Source organism: Caulobacter sp. ErkDOM-C, assembly GCF_048541825.1.
GTDB lineage: Bacteria > Pseudomonadota > Alphaproteobacteria > Caulobacterales > Caulobacteraceae > Caulobacter.
Genome location: NZ_CP183332.1, coordinates 632,524 through 657,955 on the forward strand (window position 1 = coordinate 632,524; position 25,432 = coordinate 657,955).

21 protein-coding genes are annotated in these 25,432 nt (G+C 66.8%); 7 read left to right on the top strand and 14 right to left on the bottom strand.

Annotated elements, in window-relative coordinates:
• Positions 1-165: 165 nt before the first annotated feature.
• Together dnaG and ACN2C8_RS03040 are read right to left on the bottom strand one after the other, a co-directional pair.
• A complete protein-coding gene (gene dnaG, locus ACN2C8_RS03035) occupies positions 166-2,064 on the bottom strand; it encodes a DNA primase (protein WP_419254353.1) in 1,899 nt (632 codons plus the stop codon).
• Positions 2,065-2,135: 71 nt separating this feature from the next.
• On the bottom strand, positions 2,136-3,116 hold the full coding sequence (locus tag ACN2C8_RS03040) for an NAD(P)-dependent alcohol dehydrogenase (RefSeq protein ID WP_419254354.1): 981 nt from the start codon (positions 3,114-3,116) through the stop codon (positions 2,136-2,138).
• A gap of 86 nt (positions 3,117-3,202) precedes the next feature.
• Between ACN2C8_RS03040 and ACN2C8_RS03045 the strand changes: the two genes are divergently transcribed.
• The gene (locus ACN2C8_RS03045; protein WP_419254355.1) at positions 3,203-4,123 is read left to right on the top strand and encodes a LysR family transcriptional regulator; all 921 of its coding nucleotides are present in this window, start codon (positions 3,203-3,205) and stop codon (positions 4,121-4,123) included.
• Here the strand turns inward: ACN2C8_RS03045 and ACN2C8_RS03050 are convergent.
• The 3 genes from ACN2C8_RS03050 to ACN2C8_RS03060 all read right to left on the bottom strand — a co-directional run bounded on the left by ACN2C8_RS03050 (position 4,092) and on the right by ACN2C8_RS03060 (position 5,812).
• Positions 4,092-4,484, bottom strand: a complete 393-nt coding sequence (locus tag ACN2C8_RS03050; RefSeq protein ID WP_419254356.1) for a hypothetical protein — start codon at positions 4,482-4,484, stop codon at positions 4,092-4,094. The two genes, ACN2C8_RS03045 and ACN2C8_RS03050, sit on opposite strands and share 32 nt — an antisense overlap.
• A 228-nt stretch (positions 4,485-4,712) precedes the next feature.
• Entirely contained in the window at positions 4,713-5,426 is a 714-nt protein-coding gene (locus tag ACN2C8_RS03055) for a 2OG-Fe dioxygenase family protein (RefSeq protein WP_419254357.1), read from the bottom strand.
• Positions 5,423-5,812 carry a group III truncated hemoglobin gene (locus tag ACN2C8_RS03060; RefSeq protein WP_419254358.1) on the bottom strand — a complete coding sequence of 130 codons (390 nt, stop codon included), beginning with the start codon at positions 5,810-5,812 and terminating at the stop codon, positions 5,423-5,425. Before ACN2C8_RS03060 ends, ACN2C8_RS03055 begins: the two co-directional genes overlap by 4 nt.
• Positions 5,813-5,917: 105 nt before the next feature.
• Here ACN2C8_RS03060 and ACN2C8_RS03065 point away from each other — a divergent pair, with 105 nt between their 5' ends.
• Positions 5,918-7,024, top strand: coding sequence for an acyltransferase family protein (locus tag ACN2C8_RS03065; protein ID WP_419254359.1), 1,107 nt, complete (start codon positions 5,918-5,920; stop codon positions 7,022-7,024).
• On the opposite strand, the gene ACN2C8_RS03070 is transcribed toward ACN2C8_RS03065, so the two are convergent.
• Positions 6,981-7,700: an HAD family hydrolase gene (locus ACN2C8_RS03070; protein WP_419254360.1), complete on the bottom strand. Its 720-nt coding sequence runs from the start codon at positions 7,698-7,700 to the stop codon at positions 6,981-6,983. The two genes, ACN2C8_RS03065 and ACN2C8_RS03070, sit on opposite strands and share 44 nt — an antisense overlap.
• 132 nt (positions 7,701-7,832) lie before the next feature.
• On the opposite strand from ACN2C8_RS03070, the gene ACN2C8_RS03075 reads away from it, so the two are divergent.
• Positions 7,833-8,993, top strand: a complete 1,161-nt coding sequence (locus ACN2C8_RS03075; protein WP_419254361.1) for an alpha-hydroxy-acid oxidizing protein — start codon at positions 7,833-7,835, stop codon at positions 8,991-8,993.
• A gap of 5 nt (positions 8,994-8,998) precedes the next feature.
• Here the strand turns inward: ACN2C8_RS03075 and ACN2C8_RS03080 are convergent, their stop codons facing one another.
• Positions 8,999-9,142, bottom strand: a complete 144-nt coding sequence (locus ACN2C8_RS03080) for a hypothetical protein (protein ID WP_419254362.1) — start codon at positions 9,140-9,142, stop codon at positions 8,999-9,001.
• A gap of 112 nt (positions 9,143-9,254) precedes the next feature.
• On the bottom strand, positions 9,255-9,539 hold the full coding sequence (locus tag ACN2C8_RS03085; protein ID WP_419254363.1) for a DUF1272 domain-containing protein: 285 nt from the start codon (positions 9,537-9,539) through the stop codon (positions 9,255-9,257).
• Positions 9,540-9,838: 299 nt separating this feature from the next.
• Between ACN2C8_RS03085 and carA the strand changes: the two genes are divergently transcribed.
• Positions 9,839-11,023, top strand: a complete 1,185-nt coding sequence (gene carA / locus ACN2C8_RS03090; RefSeq protein ID WP_419254364.1) for a glutamine-hydrolyzing carbamoyl-phosphate synthase small subunit — start codon at positions 9,839-9,841, stop codon at positions 11,021-11,023.
• Between the two features lie 154 nt (positions 11,024-11,177).
• Positions 11,178-11,585, top strand: a complete 408-nt coding sequence (locus ACN2C8_RS03095) for a hypothetical protein (RefSeq protein WP_419254365.1) — start codon at positions 11,178-11,180, stop codon at positions 11,583-11,585.
• On the opposite strand, the gene ACN2C8_RS03100 is transcribed toward ACN2C8_RS03095, so the two are convergent.
• Entirely contained in the window at positions 11,582-13,201 is a 1,620-nt protein-coding gene (locus ACN2C8_RS03100) for a carboxylesterase/lipase family protein (protein WP_419254366.1), read from the bottom strand. The genes ACN2C8_RS03095 and ACN2C8_RS03100 overlap by 4 nt on opposite strands.
• Positions 13,202-13,273: 72 nt before the next feature.
• The gene (locus tag ACN2C8_RS03105) at positions 13,274-14,596 is read right to left on the bottom strand and encodes a glycoside hydrolase 5 family protein (RefSeq protein ID WP_419254367.1); all 1,323 of its coding nucleotides are present in this window, start codon (positions 14,594-14,596) and stop codon (positions 13,274-13,276) included.
• A gap of 37 nt (positions 14,597-14,633) precedes the next feature.
• Between ACN2C8_RS03105 and ACN2C8_RS03110 the strand changes: the two genes are divergently transcribed.
• Entirely contained in the window at positions 14,634-16,865 is a 2,232-nt protein-coding gene (locus ACN2C8_RS03110) for a TonB-dependent receptor (protein WP_419254368.1), read from the top strand.
• 103 nt (positions 16,866-16,968) lie between these two features.
• Here the strand turns inward: ACN2C8_RS03110 and putA are convergent, their stop codons facing one another.
• Complete coding sequence (putA, locus tag ACN2C8_RS03115) at positions 16,969-20,070, bottom strand: bifunctional proline dehydrogenase/L-glutamate gamma-semialdehyde dehydrogenase PutA (RefSeq protein WP_419254369.1); 3,102 nt, start codon at positions 20,068-20,070, stop codon at positions 16,969-16,971.
• A 433-nt stretch (positions 20,071-20,503) separates the two neighbouring features.
• On the opposite strand from putA, the gene ACN2C8_RS03120 reads away from it, so the two are divergent.
• Entirely contained in the window at positions 20,504-20,971 is a 468-nt protein-coding gene (locus ACN2C8_RS03120) for an Lrp/AsnC ligand binding domain-containing protein (RefSeq protein WP_419254370.1), read from the top strand.
• A gap of 35 nt (positions 20,972-21,006) precedes the next feature.
• On the opposite strand, the gene mnmA is transcribed toward ACN2C8_RS03120, so the two are convergent.
• Genes mnmA through flgK form a run of 3 tightly spaced genes read right to left on the bottom strand, consistent with a single transcriptional unit; the run spans position 21,007 to position 25,294 of the window.
• Positions 21,007-22,215 (bottom strand): tRNA 2-thiouridine(34) synthase MnmA, encoded by a 1,209-nt coding sequence (gene mnmA / locus ACN2C8_RS03125; protein WP_419254371.1) that lies wholly within the window; start codon positions 22,213-22,215, stop codon positions 21,007-21,009.
• Positions 22,216-22,249: 34 nt separating this feature from the next.
• Complete coding sequence (locus tag ACN2C8_RS03130) at positions 22,250-23,170, bottom strand: flagellin (protein WP_419254372.1); 921 nt, start codon at positions 23,168-23,170, stop codon at positions 22,250-22,252.
• A 9-nt stretch (positions 23,171-23,179) separates the two neighbouring features.
• A complete protein-coding gene (gene flgK / locus ACN2C8_RS03135; protein WP_419254373.1) occupies positions 23,180-25,294 on the bottom strand; it encodes a flagellar hook-associated protein FlgK in 2,115 nt (704 codons plus the stop codon).
• Between the last annotated feature and the right edge of the window lie 138 nt (positions 25,295-25,432).

Below are 25,432 nucleotides of genomic sequence, written 5' to 3' on the forward strand. Positions count from 1 at the left end.
TCGGTAAGGGCGCGCGCGATGCGACGGCGGCCCGCTCGATGTCAATCAGCTGCTTGGCAAATCCTTGAGTCGGCAAATGGCGGGGCGAGGGGGCGGTGTCAAGGGGCGTGGACTGATTCCGGCCTCTACTTCCGCTCTCCCCGGCGAAGGCCGGGGAGAGCGGACTTAAGACTCGCCCCGCCAGAACTCCAGATTGCTGATCTGGCGCTGAAGCACGCCGATGCGGGTGCGCAGGTCGCGGGTGGCGGTCAGGCTGCCGGCGGTGACAGGTTCGTGGCGCAGGGATTCCAGGGCCTGTTCGGCATTGGCGACCTCGATCACCGCTTCGTAGCAGGCCGACCACAGGGCCCGGGCGCGGTGCGGCTCCATGTTCGGGTCCAGGAAGGGCGCGCCGGCCAGGGCCTGCGCCACACGCTCCAGCTCGACGATCTGGGCCGCATAGCCCTTGCGGTCCAGGATCTCGCGGAACGGAGCGTCGTCACCCATGTCGTCGACCAGGGCCTCGAACAGCTCCAGTGCCAGGGGCCGCAGGCGTAGATCGCCAAAGCCCACCCGCTCGACCGCCTCGTCATAGGGCCGCGCCCAGCCGGGATGGTCGATGGCGGCCAGGGCGATGGCGGCGTGGAAGGGATTGAGCCGCTCGGTGATCTGGGCGCGGGCCAGTCCGCGAATGCCGGGATCGGGCGGTTCACGCTTGCCGTTCATCCACTGGCTGCGCGGGGTGAACGGCCGCCCACCCCCGTAGCCGCCGCCGTCATTGGGCGTGAAGGCCGTGCGCGGAAATAGGGCGTCCAGCCTGCCCAGCAGGTCGTCGCGATAGGCCTGGGCCAGGTCCTTGTCGGCGATGCTCGCGGCGGCGGCGCGCAGCCGCTGTTTCAGGCCGGCCTTGCGCTCGGGCGTGTCCAGCGGCTCAAGATCCCGCTCGCGGACAAACAACTGCTCGACGAACGGCGTGGTGTTGGAGACCTGGGCCTTCAGCGCCGCGGGACCCTGCTCGCGCAGAACATCGTCGGGATCCTTGCCGCCGGTCACCAGCGAGAAGCGGAACGAGCGGCCGGGCTTCAGCAGGGGCAGGGCGCGGTCCATGGCCCGGCTGGCGGCGCGCTGGCCGGCCTTGTCGCCGTCGAAACACAGGGTGGGTTCGGGATGCAGGCGCCACAGCACCTCCATCTGTTCCTCGGTCATGGCCGTGCCCATGGCCGCCACGGCCGCAACGCCTGCGCGGTGGCAGGCGATGACGTCCATATAGCCTTCCACCACCACCAACGGATTTGTCTCGGTGGGGGCGGCGGCCTGGGCGGCGTGCAGGATCTTGCGGGCCTCGTACAGGCCATACAGCAGCCGGCCCTTGTGGAAGAGGCTGGTCTCGGGGCCGTTCAGATATTTGGCCCGCGCCGCCGGATCCATGGCCCGGCCGCCGAACGAGACGACCTTGCCGCGCGTGTCGGTGATCGGAAAGATGATCCGGTCGCGGAAGCGGTCATAGGGCGCGCCGCCGTCTTCCGGCGCGATCAGCACCCCGGCCTCGACCAGATCGCCCGGCTGGGCGCCCTTGGCGATCAGATAGTCCTTCAGGCCCGTACGGTTGTTGGGCGCAAAGCCGATGTGGAAGCGGCTCCACTCGCTCTCGGGCAGGCCGCGACGCTCCAGATAGGCCCGCGCGGCCTGGCCCACCGGGCGGCGCAGCTCGGCCTCGAACCAGGCGGCGGCCAGCTCCATCCAGTCGCCCAGGCCCTGGCGTTTCTTGTCTTCCTGGGCGGCGCGGATGTCGGGCTCGGGCAGGGTCATGCCAGCTTCCGAGGCCAGGCGCTCGATCGCCTCGGTAAAGGTCAGGCGCTCGGTTTCCTGCAGGAAACTGATGATGTCGCCGTGCTTGCCGCTGGAGAAGCAGTGATAAAAGCCTTTGTCGTCATTGACGAAGAACGACGGGCTCTTTTCCTTGGTGAACGGCGACAGCCCGGCATATTCGCGCCCCTGCCGCCGCAGCTTCACCGATTTCCCGATCACGTCGGAAGGGCGAAGGCGGGACTTCAGTTCTTCAAGAAAGCGGTCGTCGAAGCGCATGGCGGGTGTCGTCTAGCATAGGCCATGGCCGGATGCGGCGCATCAAGCGATCGTCGGCGGACGCCGACCGTTCACCCCTGGCCGACGGTGAGGACCACGCTGCCGCGCTTGTGGCCCTGTTCGACACAGGCATGGGCCTCGGCGGCATTTTCCAGCGGATAGACCCGGTCGATGACGGGCTGGAAATCCCCGGCCTGGGCCAGTTGGGCCAGTAGCTCCAGGTCCCGCAGTGTGACCTTGGCAACCCCGCCCACCTGGCGGATGCCGCTGGACCGCGACGGACCCCCTAGCCCAAGGGCCTGGCCCAGGCTGCCCTGAACGACCAGCAGCCGGCCGCCGGGGCGCAGCAGATGGCCGCAGCGGGCGAAGGGCGCGGTGCCGGTGGTGTCGAGAATGAGGTCATAGGTGCGGTCCGAGGCGGCGAAATCCCGGGTCCGGTAGTCGATGACGGCCTGGGCCCCGAGGCTGCGGACCAGACCCTCATTGGCGGCGCTGCAGACGGCCGTGACCTGGGCTCCGAAATAGCGGGCCAACTGAACGGCAGCTGAGCCCACGCAGCCTGACGCGCCGACGACCAGAACCCGCTCGCCCCGCCTCAGCGCCCCCTTGCCGCGCAGGAAGGCCAGGGCGGTGGTGCCGCCGAAGCAGAGGGCGGCGGCGGTCTCGAAGCTGAGGTTGGCGGGCTTGTGGCTGATCAGGTCGTGCTCACGCAGCACCCGGAACTCGGCGTGGCAGCCGAAGCGGGCTCCGGTGAAGGCAAAGACCGGATCGCCGGCCTTGAACCGCGTCACGGCCTTACCCGTGGCCACCACCTCGCCGGCCAGCTCCGTGCCCAGGATGGGGTTGCGCGGCGCGATCAGGCCGAAGGCCGGACGCGCCAGGGCCCCGAACCCCGGCGGCATGGTCAGGCTGCGGGCTCGCCAGTCGGCCGAGCTGACCGTCGTCGCCCGGATGCGGACCAGAACCTCGTGGTCGCGGGGTGTCGGCACCGGCGCCTCTCCGAGGCTGACCACGCTGGGCGGTCCATAGGTGCGGCAGAGGGCGGCTTTCATGCGGGCAGGTCCTGTCGGTCGGTGTTGCCGGCAGGTTTTAGGTCGTCTGATTTTGCATGGATATTGCGCTTTTTGGCGGAATTGCTATGCATTTTCGCATGGATTGGCGGGCTGTAAAATTCGACTGGAATCGGGCGCGGGCCTTTCTGATCACCGCCGAGGAAGGCTCGCTGTCCGCAGCAGCGCGGGCTCTGGGCATGGCCCAGCCGACCCTGGGGCGACAGGTCGAGGCCCTGCAGGAGGAGCTCGGCGTCGTCCTGTTCGAGCGGGTCGGACGCGGCCTGACCCTGACCCCGAGTGGCCTTGAATTGCTGGATCATGTCCGGGCCATGGGCGAGGCGGCCGGCCGGGTGTCGCTGACGGCGGCGGGCCAGTCCCAGTCGGTCCAGGGCAAGGTCGTGCTGGCGGCCAGCGAGGTCCATGCGGCCTTCATCCTGCCGGGCTTCTTGGCGAAGCTGCGGCAGAGCCATCCCGGCATCGAGGTCGAGATCGTGGTCTCCAGCCGCGCCAGCGACCTGCGGCGGCGCGAGGCCGACATCGCCATCCGCAATTTCCGCCCCGTCGAGCCGGACCTGGTGGCCACCAAGATCCGCGATGTACCGGCCCGTCTCTATGCCACTCCGGCCTATCTCGAGCGCCTGGGCACACCGCGTCTGCCCTATGACCTGCGCGACGCCGACTTCATCAGCATCGACGGCTCGGGACTGTTCCTGAAGGGCCTGGTCGCCATGGGCCTGCCCCTGACCGAGCGCAACTTCCCGGTCCTGACCGAGAGCTATCTGGTCATGTGGGAACTGGTGAAGCAGGGCGTGGGCATCGGCATTCTCGACGGCTCGATCGGCGACGCCGAGCCCAGGGTGGTCCGGGCCCTGCCTGACCTGGAACCGCTGATGTTCCCCATCTGGCTGGTGGCGCATCGCGAGCTCAACAAGAGCCGCCGCTTCCGGATCGTCTTCGACCTGCTGGCCGCCGAACTCAGGGCGCGAGGCGGACCGGCGGACGCTTGATACCGATCCACAGGGAAAGGCCGAATAGGATGGTCAGGACCGGCAGCCACAACATCCGCTCGGCCGCCGAGGGGGTGACGATATGCACGGCGATCCCGACCGCCATATAGGCGCAGACCGGCCAGATGAGCCATCGGGGACCCCATTGGGACTGCAGGCCGCTGGCGCCCAGGACGATCCGGACCATGGCCAGCAGCAGGATGATCGAGACGGCGGGGATCAGGCGGATCTCTAGCGGAAGAGCGCCCGACCACTGGCCGCCGAGGGTCAGATGACCCCAGGGCGCGCCCAGGATCAGCGCGGCCTGGAAAAGGATCACAATACCCATGACAATGGCGAAGGCTAATCCGGTCGACTTCATTTCGGCCCTCGCTCCTGCAGTTTCCGGCTCGCCCCTGACATGTTCGTCAACAGGTGAGCCAGAACGCTCCGTATCACGCGTATGGAGCGCTATTCGATCCGAATTCACGAGATTTGGGAAGCAATCTGGCCTGAGAAGCCCGTTTCTATCCGGTGCTGAAGTCGCTGAGATCCCGGCAGGCTGCGGCCCCTAGCAGCCAGAAGAACAGGGAACCAGGCGCCCTCATGGCTAGATCTCCTGCCGGAATGTCACCACCAGCACGTCGCGCAGGGCCGGGCGGTCCGGGTCTTCGGGGCGGATCGCAGTGACGCCGTGCAGCACCCGAAGGTCGTCCAGCAGCACCATGTCGGCTGGGGCTGTCAGGGTGAAACTGCCGAGGGATTTGCCGCCAGGAGCATAGATGCTGGTCACGCCGCTGCGCACATTCACCCGGTCGACCAGCATGACGATCACCCAGTCCACGCCGTCGCGGTGCGCGCCCTCGGGCGTGGGCTGGCCCACCTCGCCGGCCCGGGCCTCGACGCGAAACTGGTGCAGTTCCACATGCCAGGAGATGGGCGGCTGGGGCGTGATCGGATGGAAGAGCGAAAGCCCCTGCGCGATCACGCCGCGCGTAACCGGATGGTCGGCGATGGCGTCGGTCACCGGCTCGAACCAGCGCTGCACCCCGCCGTTCAGGGCGTTGTAGTCGCGGCTCTGATAGTGCGGCTGGTGCGGCTTGCGGACCACGCTTTCAGGCGTCGCGGCGAAGGCGGCGAAGCGGCGTTTGCGGTAGCGGCCGCCATCGGCCATGAAGCCGTCCAGGCCCAGGTCGTTCCAGCTGTCGGCGAAACCGGCCCAGTCGGTCAGGGCGGCGGGCCCCAGCAGGGCGCGGGTCTGATCAGCCGGCGAGCGCGCATAGCCCTGATCGACCAGGGCCTGACGCAGGGCTTGGCCGCTCACGCTGCCGCCCCCGGCCGGAACGACAGGCCGCGCTTGAGGGTCTGGGCGATGCGCTCTGCCTTGGCGCCGACCAGGGCCGCGCGCGGCGCGTCGAACAGCTCGGCGCAGGTCAGGTGGAACAGGCCCAGCCACGGGGTGAACAGGCCCTCGGTGAGGCCCTCGACCCGCTGGTGCACGGCCATGGGCGAGCCCTTGTACGCGGTCGAGCCCTGCAGCACGCCGGCCCAGAACCGCTTCAGCGTCGCCAGATGTTCGGGCCAGCCGTCATCGCCCACGGCCTTCTGGAAGATCGGTCCCAGGCGGTGGTGCTGCTGGACCTTGGCGTAAAAGGTCTCGACCAGGGCGTCGATCTCGGCGTCGGTGAAGGGCGCGGGTTGCAGGGTCATCGCCGATACATGGTGTGGGTTGCCCGCAAGCCAAACCATGCGGTGAATCAAATTGGGTATGTTCCCCAGCTTGACCGTTTCGGCGCTCCGGCGCACGTCTCGCCCATGATCAAGCTGCCGCCCCTGAAGCCCGATTCCGATCAGATGCTGCATCTGGACGCCCTGCGCATCGTCGGGGCGGTGATGATCGTGGTGTTCCACTTCAATCGCTTCATCAATCTGGACGGTCACTGGCAGCTTGCCGACGACACGATCAAGACCTTCAGTCTGATCGTCGACCTGTTCTTCGTGATCAGCGGCTATGTGATGGCGGCGATCTATACCGGCCGCCTGACCACGCCGGCGAAGTACGGCGACTTTCTGAAGAAGCGGGTGGCGCGGCTGGGGCCGCTGCACTGGGCCACGATGCTGGTGTTCATCGCCGTGGCCGCCGCCGGCGCGGCCGGCTGGATCCAGGACCGTGATCCCCGGCGCTATGACGCCGCCTGCATCGTGCCCAACATCCTGTTCATCCACGCCTGGGGTGTGTGCCAATCCCAGACCTGGAACTTCGTCAGCTGGGCGATCAGCGCCGAGATGGGGGTCTATATCGCCCTCCCGCTGCTGTTCTGGGTCACCGCCAAGGGACGCTGGGTCACCGGTGGCCTGGCGATCCTCAGTCTGGTGATCCTGTTACAGACCCCGCATGGCGACCGGCCCTTCCATCAGTGGACCTGGGATTACGGCGTGCTGCGAGCTGTGCCAGGCTTCCTGATCGGCATGCTGGGCTTCCAGATCCGGCCGCTGCTGGCCAGACTGCCCTATCCGAACCTTTTGATGTGGGGCCTCTTGGCCGCCTTCCTGATCGCCTCGCCGCTGAAGGTTCCCCGCGATGCGCTGCTGCTGGTGATCTATGCCGTCGGCCTGGCCGGGATCGCCGCTGACGCCGCCGGACCGGTGGGACCCGTCACCCGCCGCCTGGCGCCCTGGGCCCAGCTCAGCTTCACCCTCTATATGCTGCACCCCATCGCCCTGAAGATGGGCCTGGCCTGGGTGGGGCTGGGGATGTGGAACCTGAACGGTGACCTGATGCGCCTGTGGGTTCTGTTCTGGGTCGTGGCCTTGGTCCCGCTGGCCTATCTGTCGCTGATCCTGTTCGAGCGTCCGGCCAGGGACTGGATCGCGGGGCTCAGCTGGCCGAAATCTGGTCCACCCAGTCCGGAAGCGCGCTGATCGCGCCCAACTCGGCATAGCGCGGATGATCCGCCGGCGCCTGGGCCGCCTCGTGCGCCCAGACCAGTGGATAGGGGATCAGCGCGCCCCACGATCCGGCCTCCAGGGCAGGCAGGATGTCCGAGCGCATCGAGTTGCCGGCCATCACCGCCTGATCGGCGCCCGTGCCATGGCGGTCGAACACCCGGCGATAGGTGTCGGCGTCCTTCTCCGAGACGATCTCGACGGCCGCGAACAGGTCGCCCAGCCCCGACGAGGCCAGCTTCTGCTCCTGGTGCAGCAAATCGCCCTTGGTGATCAGGATCAGGCGATAGCGTTCCGAAAGCCGGGCCAGGGCGTGCTCGACGCCGGGCAGGGGCTCGACCGGCTCGGTCAGCATCTCGCGGCCGGCAGCCAGGATCTCGCGGATCACCCGGGTCGAGACCTCGCCGTCGGTCAACTCCATGGCCGTCTCGATCATCGACAGGGTGAAGCCCTTGGCCCCGTAGCCATAGAGCCGCAGGTTGCGCTTCTCGGTCGCCGCCAGCTGGGCCTCGATCCGGTCCTGGTCGCCGTGCTCGGCCAGCAGGTCGACGAACCGCTGGTGGGTCAGGCGAAACAGGCTCTCGCAGTGCCAAAGGGTGTCGTCGGCGTCGACGCCGACGGTGGTGATGGCGGGGGAGGACGGAGTGCGCATGTCCTTCCCGTCGCCGGATCGCCGGCAAGCGTCAAGCCGCCTTGCCGCAGCGGTCACGAACATCATCGCGCTTGCATCCGGCCTGATCGCTGTTCAGGTTGACCCCAAAGAGCAGAAAAACGGGAGGCGTCCATGGCGTTCGGCGACTATCAGAACGAGATCTATTTCGGCGGCCTGACGCGCGGCGTGAAGCCGACCCTGCCGGTGGACTTCAAGACCCTCGAGGCCCGAGCCCATGCGGCCCTGCCGCCCTCGACCCTCTCGTATGTGCAGGGCGGCTGCGGCGATGAATTCACCCAGGATCACAACGCCGAGGCCTTCAAGCGCTGGGGCCTGATCCCACGGATGATGGTCGACTGCTCGACGCGCGACCTGTCCATCGAGCTGTTTGGTCTCAAGCTGCCGAGCCCGATCTTTCTGGCGCCGATCGGGGTGATCGGCCTGTGCGCCCAGGACGGTCATGGCGATATCGCCACGGCCAAGGCGTCGGCCGCCACCGGCGTGCCGATGGTCGCCTCGACCCTGATGAATGATCCGATGGAGCAGGTCGCCGCCGCCCTCGGCGACACGCCTGGCTTCTTCCAGCTCTATACGCCCAGGGACAAGGACGTCGCAGAGAGCCTGGTGCGCCGGGCCGAGGCCTCGGGCTTCAAGGCCATCGTCGTGACCCTGGACACCTGGGTGACCGGCTGGCGGCCGCGCGACCTGAACGACGCCAACTTCCCGCAGCTGCGCGGCCACGCCCTTGCCAACTATATGTCCGACCCGGCCTTCCGCGCCCTGCTGGCCAAGCCGCCGGAGGAGGATCCGCAGGCCGCCGTGGCCCAGTGGGGCCGCACCTTCGGCAAGAACCTGACCTGGGCCGACCTGCCCTGGCTGCGGTCGCTGACCAAGCTGCCGCTGATCCTCAAGGGCATCTGCCATCCCGACGACGCCAGGCGGGCCATCGATGGCGGTGTGGACGGGATCTATTGCTCAAACCACGGCGGACGGCAGGCCAATGGCGGGCTGGCGGCGATCGACATGCTCAAGGGCGTCGTCGACGCCTCGGGTTCGACGCCGGTGATGTTCGATTCCGGGGTTCGGTCGGGCAGCGACGTGGTCAAGGCTCTGGCCCTGGGCGCGGCGGCGGTGGGCGTGGGGCGTCCCTATGCCTATGGCCTGGCGCTGGAAGGCGTGGCGGGCGTCGTCCACGTCCTGCGCAGCATTCTGGCCGAGGCCGATCTGCTGATGGCGGTCGATGGCTATCCCACCCTGGCCGACCTTCGCGCGGCCGGCCTGGTCAGGACCTGAAAGGCCTAGAACGACTGGATGAAAAAGATCGTGGCGCTGATCGGCAGGGCGGCGACGAGCATCAGGCGCAGCGCCGTTTCACCCAGACTCAGAAGGTTGAGCTTCGAGCCTTCTCTGGCGATGAGGCGGGGGGCGCTGAGGGTCGTCATCGGTCTGCTCCTTGGACGCTCTAGTGATGAGCCCCAAGGCGTTAACGCCGCATAATCTTGAAAGGATGCCAGGCCGCGACAACTTGTCCTTGGGCAGGCCGGGCTCGCGGTTTCAGGGCGCCGCCCAGGACGGTCCCGGCTCGGGTGAGCGCAGGCTGGCGCAGGCTGCGTGAGCCTTGACCACCCGGCGCAGCGAGGCCGGGAAGCGGTGCAGCTTGTCCCCTGGCCGGATCGGTCGGGCTACCAGATCGCCGCCGCAGTTGGGACACGTCCCCAAGAATCGCGTGTCGGCGCAGTCGGCGCAAAAAGTGCACTCGAAGGTGCAGATCCGCGCCGCCTCGCTGGACGGCGGCAGGTCGCGGTCGCAGCACTCGCAATTGGGGCGCAGTTCGAGCACGGGCCGTCCTCCCTGACTTTCATGTGGTGGGCCTTGCACCATAAGGGGTTGAGGCTTGTTCCGACGAGGGGGGGGCTTCGCATATCACGGGAATGTGGCGGCGGGCCCTGACCCCCGTGATCAGAGGGGTTGACCCCCCTTCTTGCACCCCCTAGACACGCCGCCGTTTGCGCGGCGGTCGGGCCAAAAGCCCGACCGCCGTCTTGCAAAGAGATCGCGCGCTTTCCCGGTGGCGCGGGGTTACGCCCGGCCCGCCAGTTTGCGACAATGACCACGCGTTTTTAGGAGGCGCTTCCGAGATGTCCCAAGACCTTCTCTCCCCTCCAGTTCTGCTCAAGGGCGTCACCGGTGTCCTGGCCCTGGCCGACGGCACGATCCTGCAAGGCGTGGGCTGCGGCGCGATCGGCGACGCGGTCGGCGAGGTGTGCTTCAACACCGCCATGACCGGTTATCAGGAGATCCTGACCGACCCGTCCTACATGGCCCAGATCGTCGCCTTCACCTTCCCGCACGTCGGCAATGTCGGGACCAATGTTGAAGACGTCGAGCAGATGTCCGGCGCATCGGAAACGGCCGCGCGAGGCGCGATCTTCCGCGAGGTTCCGACGGCTGAGGCCAACTGGCGCTCGAGCAGCGATTTCGACGGCTGGATGAAGCGTCGCGGCATGGTCGGCCTGGCCGGCGTCGACACCCGCGCCCTGACCCGCAAGATCCGCGAAACTGGCATGCCGCATGGCGTCATCGCCCACAATCCGGACGGTCTGTTCGACCTGCCCGCCTTGGTCGCCAAGGCCCGCGAATGGTCGGGCCTCGAAGGCCTGGACCTGGCCAAGGACGCCTCGACCACCCAGGCCTTTACCTGGGACGAGGGCCTATGGTCGTGGCCGGAAGGCTACGCCAAGCTGGACAAGCCCAAGTACGAGGTCGTGGTCCTCGACTACGGCGTCAAACGCAACATCCTGCGGGCTCTCGCCCATGTCGGGGCCCGCGCCACGGTGGTGCCCGCCAATACCTCGGCCGAGGATATCCTGGCCCGCAATCCCGACGGCGTGCTGCTGTCCAACGGCCCCGGTGACCCGGCCGCGACGGGCCAGTATGCGGTGCCCGAGATCCAGAAGCTGGTCGCCAGCGGCAAGCCGGTGTTCGGCATCTGCCTGGGCCACCAGATGCTGGCCCTGGCGCTGGGCGCCAAGACGGTGAAGATGGAACAGGGCCACCACGGGGCCAACCATCCGGTCAAGGACCTGACCACCGACAAGGTCGAGATCGTCTCGATGAACCACGGCTTCACGGTCGACAGCGCCAGCCTGCCGGCGGGCGTCACCGAGACCCACGTGTCGTTGTTCGACGGCACCAATGCCGGCATCCAGCTGACGGGCAAGCCGGTGTTCAGCGTTCAGCACCACCCGGAAGCCTCGCCCGGTCCGACGGATTCGCTCTATCTGTTCGAGCGCTTCGCCGGCCTGATGGACGCGGCGAAATAGGGCGCGTTCGCCCCCGCCGATCCGGCGGGGGCGGCGTCACAAAATCACTTCCTCACTGTCATGCGCCCATCACGCTCCCAGCCAGGGCGTGTGTTAGCGTCGACACGTTCCCAGTTCGCTTTGGTTTCACTTATGGCTCCGGCGAGGACACGTCATGACCAGCAACCTGATCCCCTATGAGCGCATCGGCGGCGAGACGATCGCCCAGGCCGCGCTCGACGACTTCTTCCAGCGCGCCCAGGCCGACGACCGACTGGCCGACGTGTTTGGCCCGGTGATCACGGCGGGCGGGCGCGCCTTCCTGGCGGTGTCGATGGACGCCGGCCGCGCCGATGGCCGCGACGATGTTGAACCCGCTCTGGCCTGGCTGAGCGAACTGGGTCTGGGCGACGACGAACTGGACCTGGTCATCGGGCATCTGGCCGCCGCTCTGGAAGTCCTCGGCGTCGATGATGACCTCATCGCCGAGATCGCCGACCAGGCGGAGTCGCTGCGCGACGCCGCCCTGGCGATCGATCCCGACGAGGAAGACGAAGACGAAGACGAAGAGGTCGCAGCCTAGGTCCCGAACTGGGTGAACGGGACCTTGTTGAACAGCTCCCGCTCGGCCCCGCGCGGGTCGTCGGCCATGGCCGAGGGCGTGTTGAACACCAGCGTCTGGCGTCTGGGCAGGGTGTAGGGCTCCCAGGTCGGTATCGCCGCGCAGTTGGGATTGCCGGTGCGGGCAAAGGCGATGAAGGCGTCGCCCATCTGGCTGGACATGGCGATCGAGTCCGCGCCGCCGTCGGCCAGTGAGCCCTTTGCCGTCAGCGTGCCGAACACCAGGGCGATGTCGAGGGTGTGGGGCGCGCCCCAGACGCCGCCGTCGCGCGGCGAGCGCCAGTCCACCTGATAGACATAGGCCGGCGCGCCGGCCCGGGCCCGCTCCTCGGCCTGGATGATCGCCGCCTTCCACGAGCGTCCCGCCGTGCCGGCGGCGAAGAACACGTCCGACGGCGAATAGTCCGGATAGATCCTGCGATAGGCCGTCACGACCGTGGCCGGGTCGATGTCGATGCGGGCGTTGAACTGGCCGGGCAGGCGGGCGATCACGTCGTCCCAGCTCATGGCCAGCATCGTCTTGTCATAGCCGACGAAGCCGCGCGTCTCGTCGTGGGTGTTGCCGCACATCATCGGCACGTCCAGGCTCTGGGGCGCGGCGTCGGGGAAGAACGGGTGGCGGGTCAGGGATCGCTCGTCCAGCACCGGACCCATATAGACGCCGCCCGAGCCCGCCACGGGGTCCACCGCCTTCAGGCCATTCAGAAGCTGGTCGGCGGGGAGGGCGCGCAGTTGGGCCAGCTCGCGGACCCCCAGCTTGTCGAGGAATAATTGCGCCCGCTTGGTGGCGTTGAACGGGCCGCCCACCGTGACCTGCTGGCCGCTCATGGTGGCGGCGCGGTGGAACAGGCCCTTGGCTGTCGGCATGGCCATCAGGGTGGCGATCTTGGCCCCGCCGCCGGACTGTCCAAACACCGTGACATTGCCCGGATCGCCGCCGAACGCCGCGATATTGTCGCGCACCCATTCCAGGGCCAGCACGAGGTCCATCTGACCGGCATTGCCGCTGTCGGCGACGCTGGGGTCATTGAAGATGCGCGGCAGATACAGATAGCCAAAGGCGTTGAGCCGGTGATTGACGGTGACCACCACCACGTCGCCGCGCTTGGCCAGTCTGGACCCGTCGTACAACGGGCTGCCGCCCGAGCCGCCGTTATAGGCACCGCCATGGATATAGACCATCACCGGCCGCCTGGCGCCGTCGGCGAGGCCGCGCTTGTCAGCCTTGGCGGGCGTCCAGACATTCAGGAACAGGCAGTCCTCCGACAGCGTCTCGCCGTCCTCGCCCTTGCCGGTCTGCATCGAGGCCGCGCCATAGGTCAGGGCGTCCTGGACGCCGGTCCAAGGCTGCGGCTTGACCGGCGGCATGAACCGCCGCGCGCCGCCGGTATCTCCCCCGTAGCGCAGGCCCTTAAAGACATGGACGCCCTCGGCGCTGGCGCCGCGCACCTTGCCAGCTGCAGTCGCCACGACCGGTGAGCGCGCCGCGTCGGTCGCGAAGCCAGCTGACGGGGCCATAGCCGCGGCGCCGGCGGCGATCAGCAGGCCGCGCCGGTCGGGGGTGTGGCGGGTGTCCATGGGTATCCTCCGGCGGCTTCTGGCGAGCTTGGAGGCAGAGGTATCACAGCCCATGACACCGGTGGACAGGATTTACAGGCGAGCGATCGCGCTGGCGTGAGCCTCGATCACCGCCAGGGTCGAAACGTCCGCGTCGAACACGCCGAACAGGCCTTGTTCCTCCTGCGGCGGATCGCCGACGAAACTGGTGTCGCCCTTTTTGAACCAGGCGTCGGGCTGCTGGGCGCGGCCCTCGCCGTTCCAGGCCCAGAAGTTGGTTCCGGCCACCGGGCCGCCGGCCTTCATGTCGGCCAGGGTCAGGTCGAAGATCGTCTGGTAAAAACGATCCTTGTAGGTCGCCGGCGCGCCGGGCGTGAAGGCGCGGTCGTCGCGGATCAGGCCAAACTCCTCGATGACCAGCGGCTTGTTCAGGCCCTTGGCCAGGGCGATGTGGCGGGTGACATAGTCACGGCACCTGGCCTCGCCGGCCTCGTAGGTCCCGGGCTGGTTCTTGAAGTCTATCCAGCTCCAGTTGTTGGGCCAGACGTGCAGGGTCATGTAGTCGATGGCGGCGGGCCTGTGCGCCTCGACCACACAGGACTCGCGCTCCAGGCAGCCCATCGCGCCTTCGCTGCCGGTCGAGACCAGGTGTTTGGGATCGATGCTCTTGATGTAGGCCGCCGTCTCGTCGATCCAGCGGTAATAGGTCGGCAGGTTCTTGACCCCGAACGCTTCCGTGCCACCCGGGCGCGGCTCATTGGCCAGTTGCCAGGCCATGATCGTCGGGTCGTCGCGATAGGGTTTGCCGGTGACAGTGCTGGTGCGGCCGACCACGGCCTTGATGTAGTGGCGGAACAGGGCGTTGGCCTTGGCGTCGCCATAGAAGCGGGCCGAATAGTCGGGATATTCCGGCCAGGGATGGGCCGGGTCTCCCTGCTGGAACCATGACCCGTTACCCGTCCAGTTCAGATAGGCCGGCATGCCGCCTGACCAGTCCCAGAAGTTGTTGAGATAGATCACGGCCTTCATGTCGCGCTGCGCCATCTGCGCCAGCAGGATATCCAGGCCCGTCAGCAGGTCGGCGCTGTAGTCCTCGCCCGGACCCCGGAAGGTGGGATCCATCGCGACCTTGGCCGGCGAGCGCTCTCCCGAGCCCAGCACCCGCAGATTGGTGACGCCCAGGCTCTTGAGCTTGTCGAGTTCACGCCCCAGCCGCGCGCGGTCGCCATAGGCGGCGGGCGAGCCCAGCCAGGCACCGTACCAGAGATTGCTCCCCACGAAGCGATAGGGCTTGCCGTCGAGGGTCAGGCGGCCGTCGGAGACGGCGACGAAGTCCTTCGGCTTGGCGGTGGCTTGAACTCCGGTAGCGGCCATCGCGGCGGCGCCAGCGACCATCAGGTGACGTCTCGACAGCATGCTTGGTTCTCCTCGTTTGGCGAGACTAGCGACGGCCTTGGGCGCGGGGGAGGGGTATTCAGGCAATTTAATCGTGAAAATTGATAATTGTACCTCGCTCCCCTATGGGAAGAGCGGGTGGATGTCCAAAAAAGTAACCCGTCGTATTGATAATGAAAATAGTTCGCAGTATCAGGAGCGCCCTTTTTCAATCGGGTCCTCGTCCGCGATGCGTTTTGTTTTCACCTTGTCCGCTCTGATCCTGGTCCTGCCGACGAGTGGCCTGACCCAGGAAACTGCGCCCGACCTCGGGACCATCATCGTGACGGGCAAGACACGGGGTTATGTCGCGGTCAATTCCGTGACGGCTACCAAGACCGACACCCCTCTGATCGATGTGCCGCAAAGCATCAATGTGGTGACGCGCGACCAGCTGGATGACCAGGCCGCCTACAGCTTGTCCGATGTCCTGCGCTACGTTCCCGGCGTGACCATCGGTCAGGGCGAGGGGAACCGCGACCAGATCACGCTCCGCGGCCAGAACACGACCGCCGACTTCTTCCTCGATGGCGTGCGCGACGATGTCCAGTACTACCGAGGGCTCTACAACCTCGAACGCGTCGAGGTTCTGAAAGGGCCCTATGCTCTGATCTTCGGTCGGGGCGGTGGGGGTGGCATCGTCAATCGGGTCCAGAAAACGCCAAACGGAGCAGCTCCATTTGCCAGCGGCCGACTGTCTGCCAACAGTTTCGGGGCCTTCGACATCTCTGCTGACGTCAATACCCCTCTGAGCGAGAAGGTCGCCTTCCGGCTGAATGCCGTTTACGAGGAACTGGCGAACCACAGGGACGTCTATGAAGGCCAGCGGTTTGCCGTGAACCCCTATCTTGCTGCGGATCTCGGGGGCAGCTGGCGTGCGGGACTGTCCTACGAATATGTCAATGACGAGCGGGTCACCGACCGGGGTGTGCCATCGCTGAACGGCCGACCGATCGAGGGCTACCGCGACCAGTTTTTCGGGGTGCCCGGCGTAAATCAGGCAAAGCTGGAAGCCCACATCGTAAAGGGCCGGATCGACGGTGAGATTGCGCCGGGCCTTTCGGTATCGACCACCCTTCTCTACGGCGAGTTCGACAAGGTCTATGCCAACGTCTACCCCAACGGTCCGGCCACGAACCAGACGGGGGGCGTGCCCCTGGCGGCCTACACCGACCCGACGACCCGCGAGAACCTTCTCGTTCAGAGCAATCTGCTTTGGGAGACGAACACGGGGCCGTTGGATCACCGCATCCTGTTCGGCCTTGAATACGGCGATCAAGCCTCGGCAAACCAGCGCCGGAACGGGGTCTTGTCGAACGCCACCTTCAGCCTCGCCAATCCGGTGTTTCCGACCGTCACCTTCGGCGCTCTGACACGCGATACGGTTTCGACCGTCGAGACCGTGTCGGCCTATGTGCAGGACCAGATCAGCCTTGGAGAGCGGTTCGACATCGTCGCCGGCCTGCGGTTCGACCGGTTCGATATCAACGGCGTCGATTTCCAGCCCGCCGTCGACCGACCTTTTTCGCGCACAGACGAGAAGGTGTCGCCGCGTCTTGGCCTGATCTTCAAGCCGAAGCCTGACCTGTCACTCTACGCCAGCTACAGCCGTTCGTTTTTGCCCCGCGCAGGCGACCAGTTCCTCAGCCTGTCGACGATACAGGAAAACCTCGAGCCAGAGCGTTTCACCAATACGGAGGTCGGTGTGAAATGGCAGGTCAGGCCGAACCTGATCCTGACAGCGGCCGTGTTCCAGCTTGACCGGACAAACGCCACCACGCCCGACCCGAAAAACCCCGCGCTGAGCGTCAATGTGGGCGAGACCCGCACGGAAGGGCTGGAAATCGCAGCGACTGGGAATATCACCGGCCGATGGCAGATCAGCGCCGGCTATGCGTGGCAGGACGCTGTGCTTGCGGGCAATGACTTCGTACGGCTTGCCCAGGTGCCCGAGCAGCAGTTCAGTCTCTGGAACCGGTTCAACGTGACCGACCGCATCGGTCTCGGCCTGGGGGTCACCCATCAGTCCGAGCAGTTCGCCGCGATCCGGACCAGTAGTGCGACCACGCGACTGCCTGGCTTTGTCCGGGTCGATGCCGCCGCCTTCTATGATCTTTCGGATAGCGTGCAGGTCCAGCTCAATATCGAGAACCTGTTCGATGAGACCTATTTTCCGGACGCTCACAACAACGCCAACATCTCGACCGGTGCGCCGCTGAATGCGCGCCTGACCATCAGCGCGCGGTTCTGAGGATCACGTTTGCCCACCACCTGCCGACCGGCGTGGAAAGCGGTGAGGGCGTAACGCTCACCGATCCTCTCCCGCCGGGAGAGGGCTTTCCAGGCGCTAATCCCTACAGATTCAACAGCGCCGGATCCCCGCCCTGGGCTGTGATGTTGACGCTGACCGCCCGCTCGACCGCGTAACGCAGCAGGGCGTGCGGGCCGCCGGCCTTGGGGCCGGTGCCGGACAGGCCTTCGCCGCCGAAGGGTTGCACCCCGACCACGGCGCCGGTCATTGAGCGGTTCACATAGGTGTTGCCGGCCGGGACCAGGCGCTGGACGTCGGCCGCGAAGCTCTCGATCCGCGAGTGGATACCGAGGGTCAGGCCATAGCGGCGGGCCGCCAGGGCGCCGGCGACCTGTTCCAGGTCTTCAGGGGCGTAGCGCACCACGTGCAGGATGGGGCCGAACACCTCGCGCTCCAGGAAGTCGGCGGCAGGGATCTCGGCCAGGACCGGCGCGAAGAACGTGCCGGCGGCGGGGGTCTGCAGGACGTGCAGGATCTTGGCCTCGCGCTTGAGGCGGACCCTGTGCCTCTCCAGCGCGTCCTGGGCTTCGGCGTCGATCACCGGGCCGACATCGGTGACGGCCAGGGCCGGATCACCCAGCACCAGGGCGTCCATCGCGCCCTTCAGACCGTCGATGATATGGTCGGCGGTGTCGTGCGGCAGGAACAGCAGGCGAAGTGCCGAGCAACGCTGGCCGGCGCTGCCGAAGGCCGACACGATCACGTCATCGATCACCTGCTCGCGCTGGGCGGTGGTGTCGACGAACATGCCGTTCAGGCCGCCGGTCTCGGCGATGAACGGCACGATCGGCCCCTGCCTTTGGGCGAGCGTCTGGTTGATGCGCCAGGCGGTATCGGTGCCGCCGGTGAAGGCCACGCCGTCCAGCTGATCGTGGGCGGTCAGCACGGCGCCGACGGTCTCGCCACGCCCGGGCAGCAGGGCCAGCAGGCGGGGGTCCAGGCCTGCGGCGTGATAGAGCTTCACGGCCTCCATGGCGATCAGCGGGGTCTGTTCGGCGGGCTTGGCCAGCACGGCGTTGCCGGCGGCGAGCGCCGCGGCGATCTGGCCGGTAAAGATGGCCAGCGGGAAGTTCCACGGGCTGATGCAGACGAAGACGCCGCGACCGGCCAGGCGCAGGACATTGGTTTCGCCGACCGGGCCTTTCAGCAGTTCGCCCTCGCCGAATTGGTCCTCGGCCAGCACCGCATAGTAGCGGCAGAAATCTACCGCCTCGCGCACCTCGGCGATGCCGTCTGACAGCGTCTTGCCAGCTTCCCGCGACAGGATGGCGATCAGGTGGTCGATATTGGCTTCCAGGGCGTCGCCCATGGCTCGCAGGACCTTGGCGCGCGCTGCGCCGCCCGAACGATCCCAGGCCGGCTGGGCGGCGCGCGCCAGATTGAAGGCCTGGTCGATCTGCGGCAGCTGGGCCTCGGAGACTACGCCTACGACCCGGCCTTCATCGGCAGGGCTGACCACCGGCTGCGGCGCGGTGCCGGCCGTCATCCGGCCGCCGATCAGCGGGCCCGCTGACAGCGTCAGGGCGTCCAGCGCCGCCACGGCGGCGGTCAGGCGCTCGCGGTCGGCCTTGATGGAAAGATCGACGCCGGCGCTGTTCCGGCGGCGATCGCCATAGACTTCGATCGGGGTCGGGATCTTGGCGTGGCGGTCGGGATGGGCCTCAACGGCGTCGATGGGATCGACGACCACCTTTTCCACCGGCACCCGCTCGTCGAGCAGGGCGTGAACGAAGCTGGTATTGGCGCCGTTCTCCAACAGGCGGCGAACCAGATAGGGCAGCAGGTCCTCGTGACCGCCCACCGGGGCGTAGGCGCGCAGGACGATGCCGTCATAGAGGTCGTCAGCAGCCTTGTAGAGCGCCTCGCCCATGCCATGCAGGCGTTGGTGCTCGATCTTGACGCCGGCGTTCTTGGCCATCCGCACCACGGCCGCCAGGGTGTGGGCGTTGTGGGTGGCGAACTGGGCGTAGAGGTGCGGTGCGGCGGCGATCAGGGCCTTGGCGCAGACCAGGTACGAGAGGTCGGTGGCCGGCTTGGTCGAATAGACCGGATAGTCCGGACGGCCGGCGACCTGGGCGCGCTTGATCTCGCTGTCCCAGTAGGCGCCCTTGACCAGGCGCACCATCAGGCGACGGCCGGTCTCCTGCGACAGGGCGGACAGGCGGGCGATCACCTCGGGGCAACGCTTCTGGTAGGCCTGGACGGCCAGGCCAAGACCGGTCCACGCGCCCAGTTCCGGTTCGCGGCACAGGCGGTCCAGCAGCTTCAAGGAAAGCGCCAGGCGGTCGGCTTCCTCGGCGTCGATGGTGAAGTTGATGTCGTATTTGGCGGCGATCAGGGCCAGACGCAGGACGCGGGGATAGAGTTCGTCCCAGACGCGGGCTTCCTGCGTCGCTTCGTAGCGCGGGGTCAGGGCCGACAGCTTGACCGACACGCCATGGCCGGCCTCTGGGCCCCCCACAGAATTTGCGCCGTTCGACAGTCTGCCGACCGTCAGGATGGCGTCGGCATAGGACTTTTCATAACGCTCGGCGTCGGCGGCGGTACGGGCGCCTTCGCCCAGCATGTCGAAGCTGCAGATGTCGTTGTCCTGCGCGGCGCGCTTGATGGCCGCCTCGATGGTGCGACCCAGCACGAACTGCTCGCCCATGATGCGGATGGCCTGGCCGACAGCGGCGCGGATGACGGGCTCGCCCAGGCGGCCGGCGATCTTCTTGATGAAAGCGGGCAGGTCCCTCTGGGCCTGGTCGTCGGGCTCGACGATCTTGCCGGTCAGCATCAGGCCCCAGGTCGAGGCGTTGACGAACAGGCTGTCGCTGCCACCGAGGTGCGAGGCCCAGTCGGCCGAGCCGATCTTCTCGGCGATCAGCTTGTCGCGGGTGTCGTCGTCGGGGGTGCGCAGCAGGGCCTCGGCCAGACACATCAGGGCCAGGCCCTCGCGGGTGCCCAGGCTGAACTCCTGCAGGAAGCTCTCGACCACGCCCTGTTTGCGAACGCTGCGGCGGGCACCGCGCACCAAGGCCTCGGCCTCGGCGCGGACGGCGGCGCGGTCTTCGGAGGTCATCGCCTTGGCGGCCAGAAGATCGCTGATCACGGCGGCTTCGTCGCGATACTTGCCGTTGTCGAGGCTGTCCCAGTCGGTCATGCGCTTACCCTTGGGGTGGAATGATGATCAACGGTATATGGAGGCCTGAGGCGAATGTGCTTCGTTTGTCACGAATTTAGACCGTAGAAAATTCAGTACAAAGACCCTGTTCGGCGCTTTTGCTCCAAACGGCTCTGCTGGGCGGCGTGGTGACGCAGGGCTGGGCGGCAGAATGACCTTGAAAGGGAGAGGTGGGAAGGGACGCGACTAGGGGGGAGACGCGCGTCCCTTCCGCTCTCGGCTGCGCCCTGGGGGAAAGGCGCCGCTGGTGTCCCCAATCAGGCGGGGACAGGGTCTTCGGGGGTTCCGGGCGCCGTCTGGAGAAACGGCGGGGCGGAACCGGCTAGGACGCTGTGTGGTATAGCCGCATGTTTTCTGAATGTGCTTTGCTTTATGTGACAATTTTACGAACAATCTTCGAAGAAAGGCGCAAATGGCCAGTTCCGCTCTTGATGACACCGATCGCCGCCTGTTGAGGGTTCTGCAGGCCGATGGCCGCATCACCAATGCCGAGCTGGCCAAGCAGTGCAACCTGTCGCCGGCCGCCACCTTCGACCGCGTGCGACGCTTGCGCGAGCGCGGTTTCATCACCGGCTATGCAGCGTTGCTGGACCCGGCCAAGGTCGATCGCGCCCTGCTGATCTTCGTCGAGGTGATGCTGGAGCGCACGACCGGCGAGGTGTTCGAGGACTTCGCCGCCGCTGTCCGCCGAGCGCCCGAGATCCTGGAGTGTCACATGGTCGCCGGCGGCTTCGACTATCTGATCAAGGCCCGGGTGCGCGACATGGAGGCCTATCGCGGCTTTCTGGGCGACATCCTGGTCAAGATGCCCGGCGTGCGCGAGACTCGGACCTATGCCGTGCTGGAAGAGGTCAAGAGCACGGTGCAACTTCCGCTTTGAGCATGACAGGCCGCCCGGCCTGGATCCAAGCGCGGCTAAACCGCGACCTGCGCCCGCACCGTACTGGCGATGAACCCGCCGCCTAGCACGCGATCGGGATCGGCGGGGTCGTAGAGCACGCAGGCCTGACCCGGGGCGACGCCTTCTTCGTGAGTGTCGAACACCACGCGCAGGTCGCCATCGACCATCGCAAGACGCCCCGGCACCGGTTCGCGGGTTGAACGCACGCGGGCCAGGACGGGTTGGCCAGCTTCCGCTGCAGCTTCGAGGCTGTCCTGGCCGCCTAGCCAGTTGCCTTCCTTGAGCACCAGGGAGGCTGTCAGCAGCGCCTCGCGCGGGCCGACGATCACCTGGCGCTGGTCGGCGTCGATGCGGACCACGAACAGGGGATCGCCGACGGCGATGTTCAAGCCCCTGCGCTGGCCGATAGTGTAGCGGGTGACGCCCTCGTGCTGACCCAGCACGCGGCCATCCATGTGAACGATGTCGCCCGGGATCGCGCCATGCGGGCGGATGCGGTCGATCACCGTGGTGTACTTGCCCTCGGGCACGAAGCAGATGTCCTGGCTGTCGGGCTTGTCGGCGATGGCCAGGCCAAGCTCTGCGGCGACCCGGCGCACCTCGCTCTTGGGCATGTCGCCCAGCGGAAAGCGCAGGAAGTCCAGCTGATCGCGCGTGGTGGCGAACAGGAAATAGCTCTGGTCTTTCGATGGATCGCCGGCCCTGCGCAGCTGCGGCCGGTTTCCGGACAGGCTACGCTGGACATAGTGGCCGGTGGCCATGGCCTCGGCGCCCAGGTCGCGGGCCACGTCCAGCAGGTCGCGGAACTTGACCGTCTGGTTGCAGCGCACGCAAGGGATCGGTGTCTCGCCGCGCAGATAGGCGTCAGCGAACTCCTCGATCACCTGTTCCTTGAAGCGGCTTTCGTAGTCCAGGACATAGTGTGGGATGCCAATGCGCTCGGCGGCCATCCGGGCATCCATGATATCCTGACCCGCGCAGCAGGCGCCCTTCTTGGCGATAGCCGCGCCATGGTCATAGAGCTGCAGGGTGACGCCGACCACGTCGTAGCCGGCCCGGGCCAGCAGGGCCGCCGTGACCGTGGAATCCACGCCGCCCGACATCGCCACAACGACGCGCGCGCCCGCTGCAAGCCCCACGGCGTCGCGAGCCATCTCGACTGCGCGGTCGGCCAGAGCCCCGGGGAGGGCATGATCGAGAATGTCGGCGTCCATGGCGGGCATATAGCGCTTCAGGGCCGGCTTTGCGAGGTTTGCCCTATTTCAGAACGTTCAGCAGCGACGAGCTCTGCAGGCTGGCGAACACCTGGGCCGCAGCCTGGACCGCCAGCTGGGCGGCTTCGAGCCGGGTCACGGCCTCGGCCATGTCGACATCGACGATGCCGCCGACCATGCCGGTCAGGGTGTCGGCCTGGTCCTTGAGCTCGACGCCGGCGTTCTCAAAACGCTTCTGGACCAGGCCGTTCTTGCCCTGGGTGTTGAGCGCATCGGTATGGGCGTCCTTGAAGGTCGCCACCATGCCCTTGAGGAAGTCGTGCTGGGTGCTGGTCAGGGGGCTGCCAAACGGACCATTGGCCTCGACATAGGCCTGGACCTGCTTGAAGGCGTCGAAGGCCTTGGTGGCCAGGCCGTCACCCAGGACGCCGGTTTGCACCGTGGTCTGCTGGTCGATGCGGTTGGTGGCGATATAGGTGTCGTTCTTGAAGAGGTCGGCCGTCGTCCCCGCGGCGGTCAGGTCGGCCAGGGTGTTGGCGGTGGTCGGGGCGGTGTCGGTCAAGGCGCCGGCAAACACGTAACGGCCATTGGATTTGGTGTTCACGCCCTGGGCGACGCTGCCGAAGGCCGCTTCCAGCTGTTGCATCAGTGTCGCGCCGCCGGCCGCCATGGCGTTCTCGATCGCCGCCCGGCCGCTCTGAATGCCACCGGCGACCTGCCCGATGCCGGTGTCCTGCATGTCCAGCCGGTTGGCGACCAGCTTGGTCTGGTCGATCAGGCCCTCGATCTTCGCCTGCGTGCTGCGCATGGCGGTCAGCACCTCGGCGTTCTTGGAGTAGCCCTTCAGGTCGTTGGCGACCTTCTGGCTGGCGACCTGTTCGCCCAGCACGTTCTGTCGCTGCTGGGCGCGCATCAGGTTGCTGGTCATGATGCTATAGTTGGAGCCGGTTGAGACGCGGGTCATCGGTCAGCCTCAGAGGATGTTTGTCAGGACATCGTACATGTCCTTGGTCGCCTGGATCAGGCGGGCGGAGGCGTTGAACGCCTGCTGATAGGTGGTCAGGTTGATCAGTTCCTCGTCGAGATTGACCCCCTCCTGCCCCTGGCGCTGGGTGTCGACCTCGATGGCCACCGCTTCGGCGGCGTCCTTGCGGCTTTCTGCGGCAGCGGCCTTGCGGGCGATCGAGCCGCTGAAATCGGCGGCGTAGCGCAGCAGGCTGGTCTTGGTGGCCGAGGCGCCGCCAACGGCGGCGAAATCCGCCATGGTGTCGCCGGCCTTGGCCAGGGCCAGGGCGCCGCGTCCGTCGCCAACGGCCAAGGCGATCACCCCGGCGCCCGCCGAGAGGTTCAGCTTGGCGAAGGGCAGGCGGGTGGGGTCCTGATCCATGGCCGGATTGACGACGAAACGTTCACCGCGGGTACTGCGTTCGGCGGGCCCCACGCCGAACAGCTGGGTGATCGACGGTCCGCCCATGCCGCGCTCGGTGTCGTCCGCGGCTACCGAAAGGCTGACCGTCGAGCCGGAATAGGACGAGAAGTTCATCGCGCCCTTGGCGTCCAGGGCGAAGGTTCCATAGAGCCCCACGCCGCCGTTGCGGGCGTTCAGCGAGTCCATCAGGTCCTGCATCGTGGCGCCGGCGGGCACCGAGACGTTGACGTCCCGGATGCGACCGCCGTCGGTGTCGGTCAGGCGCAGGGTGATCACGTCGCCAGCCGTGAAGCCGTGCGGATCGCTGGCGGTCAGGCCCGTCTCGTAAGGCGAGAAGCTCTTGGTCTGGACGATGTCGTTAAGGCCGAAGAAGTGGCTGAAACCCTTGCCGATCTTGTTGGATGGCGTGGTCGGGTCGTCGGCGACCACCACCCCGTTGCCGGCGCTGGCGCTGGCGCTGAGGCTCAGGGCGCCGTTGCCGAACGAGGCCGTGCCCTGGCCTGCCAGGGCGGTGTTCAATTGGGCGATAAAGTCGGTGTTGGTGAAGCTGGGGCCTGCCGCGCCATTTACGGTCATCGTGCCCAGGTCGAAATCGATCTCGACCTGTCGCTGGATGACGCCGCTGGAGTCGGTGATGGCGATCGTGGTCTTGCCGCTGAAGTGGTCGAGCGCTGTGGCTTCGTCCAGGCCGGTATTGCGACCGGTCAGCGAGGAGGGGGCCGGTACAGACGAGGCGGCGTTGGAGGCGCGATTGAGCTCTTCCGACGCGCGGGTCACGAACTCGCCCAGCTGGTCGGACAGATTGGGCAGTTCGGTATTGCGCAGGTCCAGCAGGCCCTTGAGCTCGCCGCTGGAGATGTTGAGCGCGACCGGGATGTCGCCGCCATTGGCCTGGACGACCTGCAGGAAACCGGTCGCCGTGCTCGACTTTTGATACGAGATCACCGCCGCGCCGTCGCCGGCCAGGCTGAGACCCTCGGTCGAGCGTACGATGACGCCGCCGTTGGCGCGCTGGCTGACCTGGATGTTCATCAGGCTCGAAAGCTCGTCGATCAGGCCGCTCTGGACATTCTCCGAGCCCGTGCCGTCGGCGCCGGCCACCTTGGCCCGGGTGATATCGGTATTGAGCGTATTGATCTGCTGCAGCAGGTCGTTGACCCGCTCGATGTCGGAGACGATCCGGTTGTCGGCGTCCTTGCCCAGGCTGGAGAGGGTTGCGGTGATCCGGCTCGACTCGCCCAGGAAATCGTCGACCCGCGTCAGGGCTTGGGTGCGCAGCAGGCTCGAGGACGGGTCATCCGAGGCCTTGGAGAATGCCGAGAAGATGTCGTCCAGCTTGCCGAAATAGCTGTTGTCGCCGCTGGGGTCGCCAAACAGGTTCTGGGCGGTGTTCAGGGATTCGGACAGGGCCGAGGCGCGGCCGGCGTCGGATACCGCGTTCAGGCTCGCGGACTGCAGGAAGCGGTCGGTCGCGCGCTTGATGGCGTCTATGCTGACGCCGACGCCGACGCCGTTCGAGATCAGGTTCGACTGGCTGATCGTCTTGCGGACATAGCCCGGGGTATTGACGTTGGCGATATTGTCCGAGACGACGCGCAGGCCCGTCTGGGCCGCCATCATCCCCGAACTCGCCGTGTTCATGATGGAATTCAGAGTCATGCGAACGCTCCCGACTGCCCGGCAATCCGCGAACCACGCGACGCGCCCTTGCCCGGCGAAAAGTGCCGAGCGGGGGAGGGACCAATGCCCTCGATATGTGCCAAGCCACTGAAATTCATGGCATTTTGTTCCAAGTGC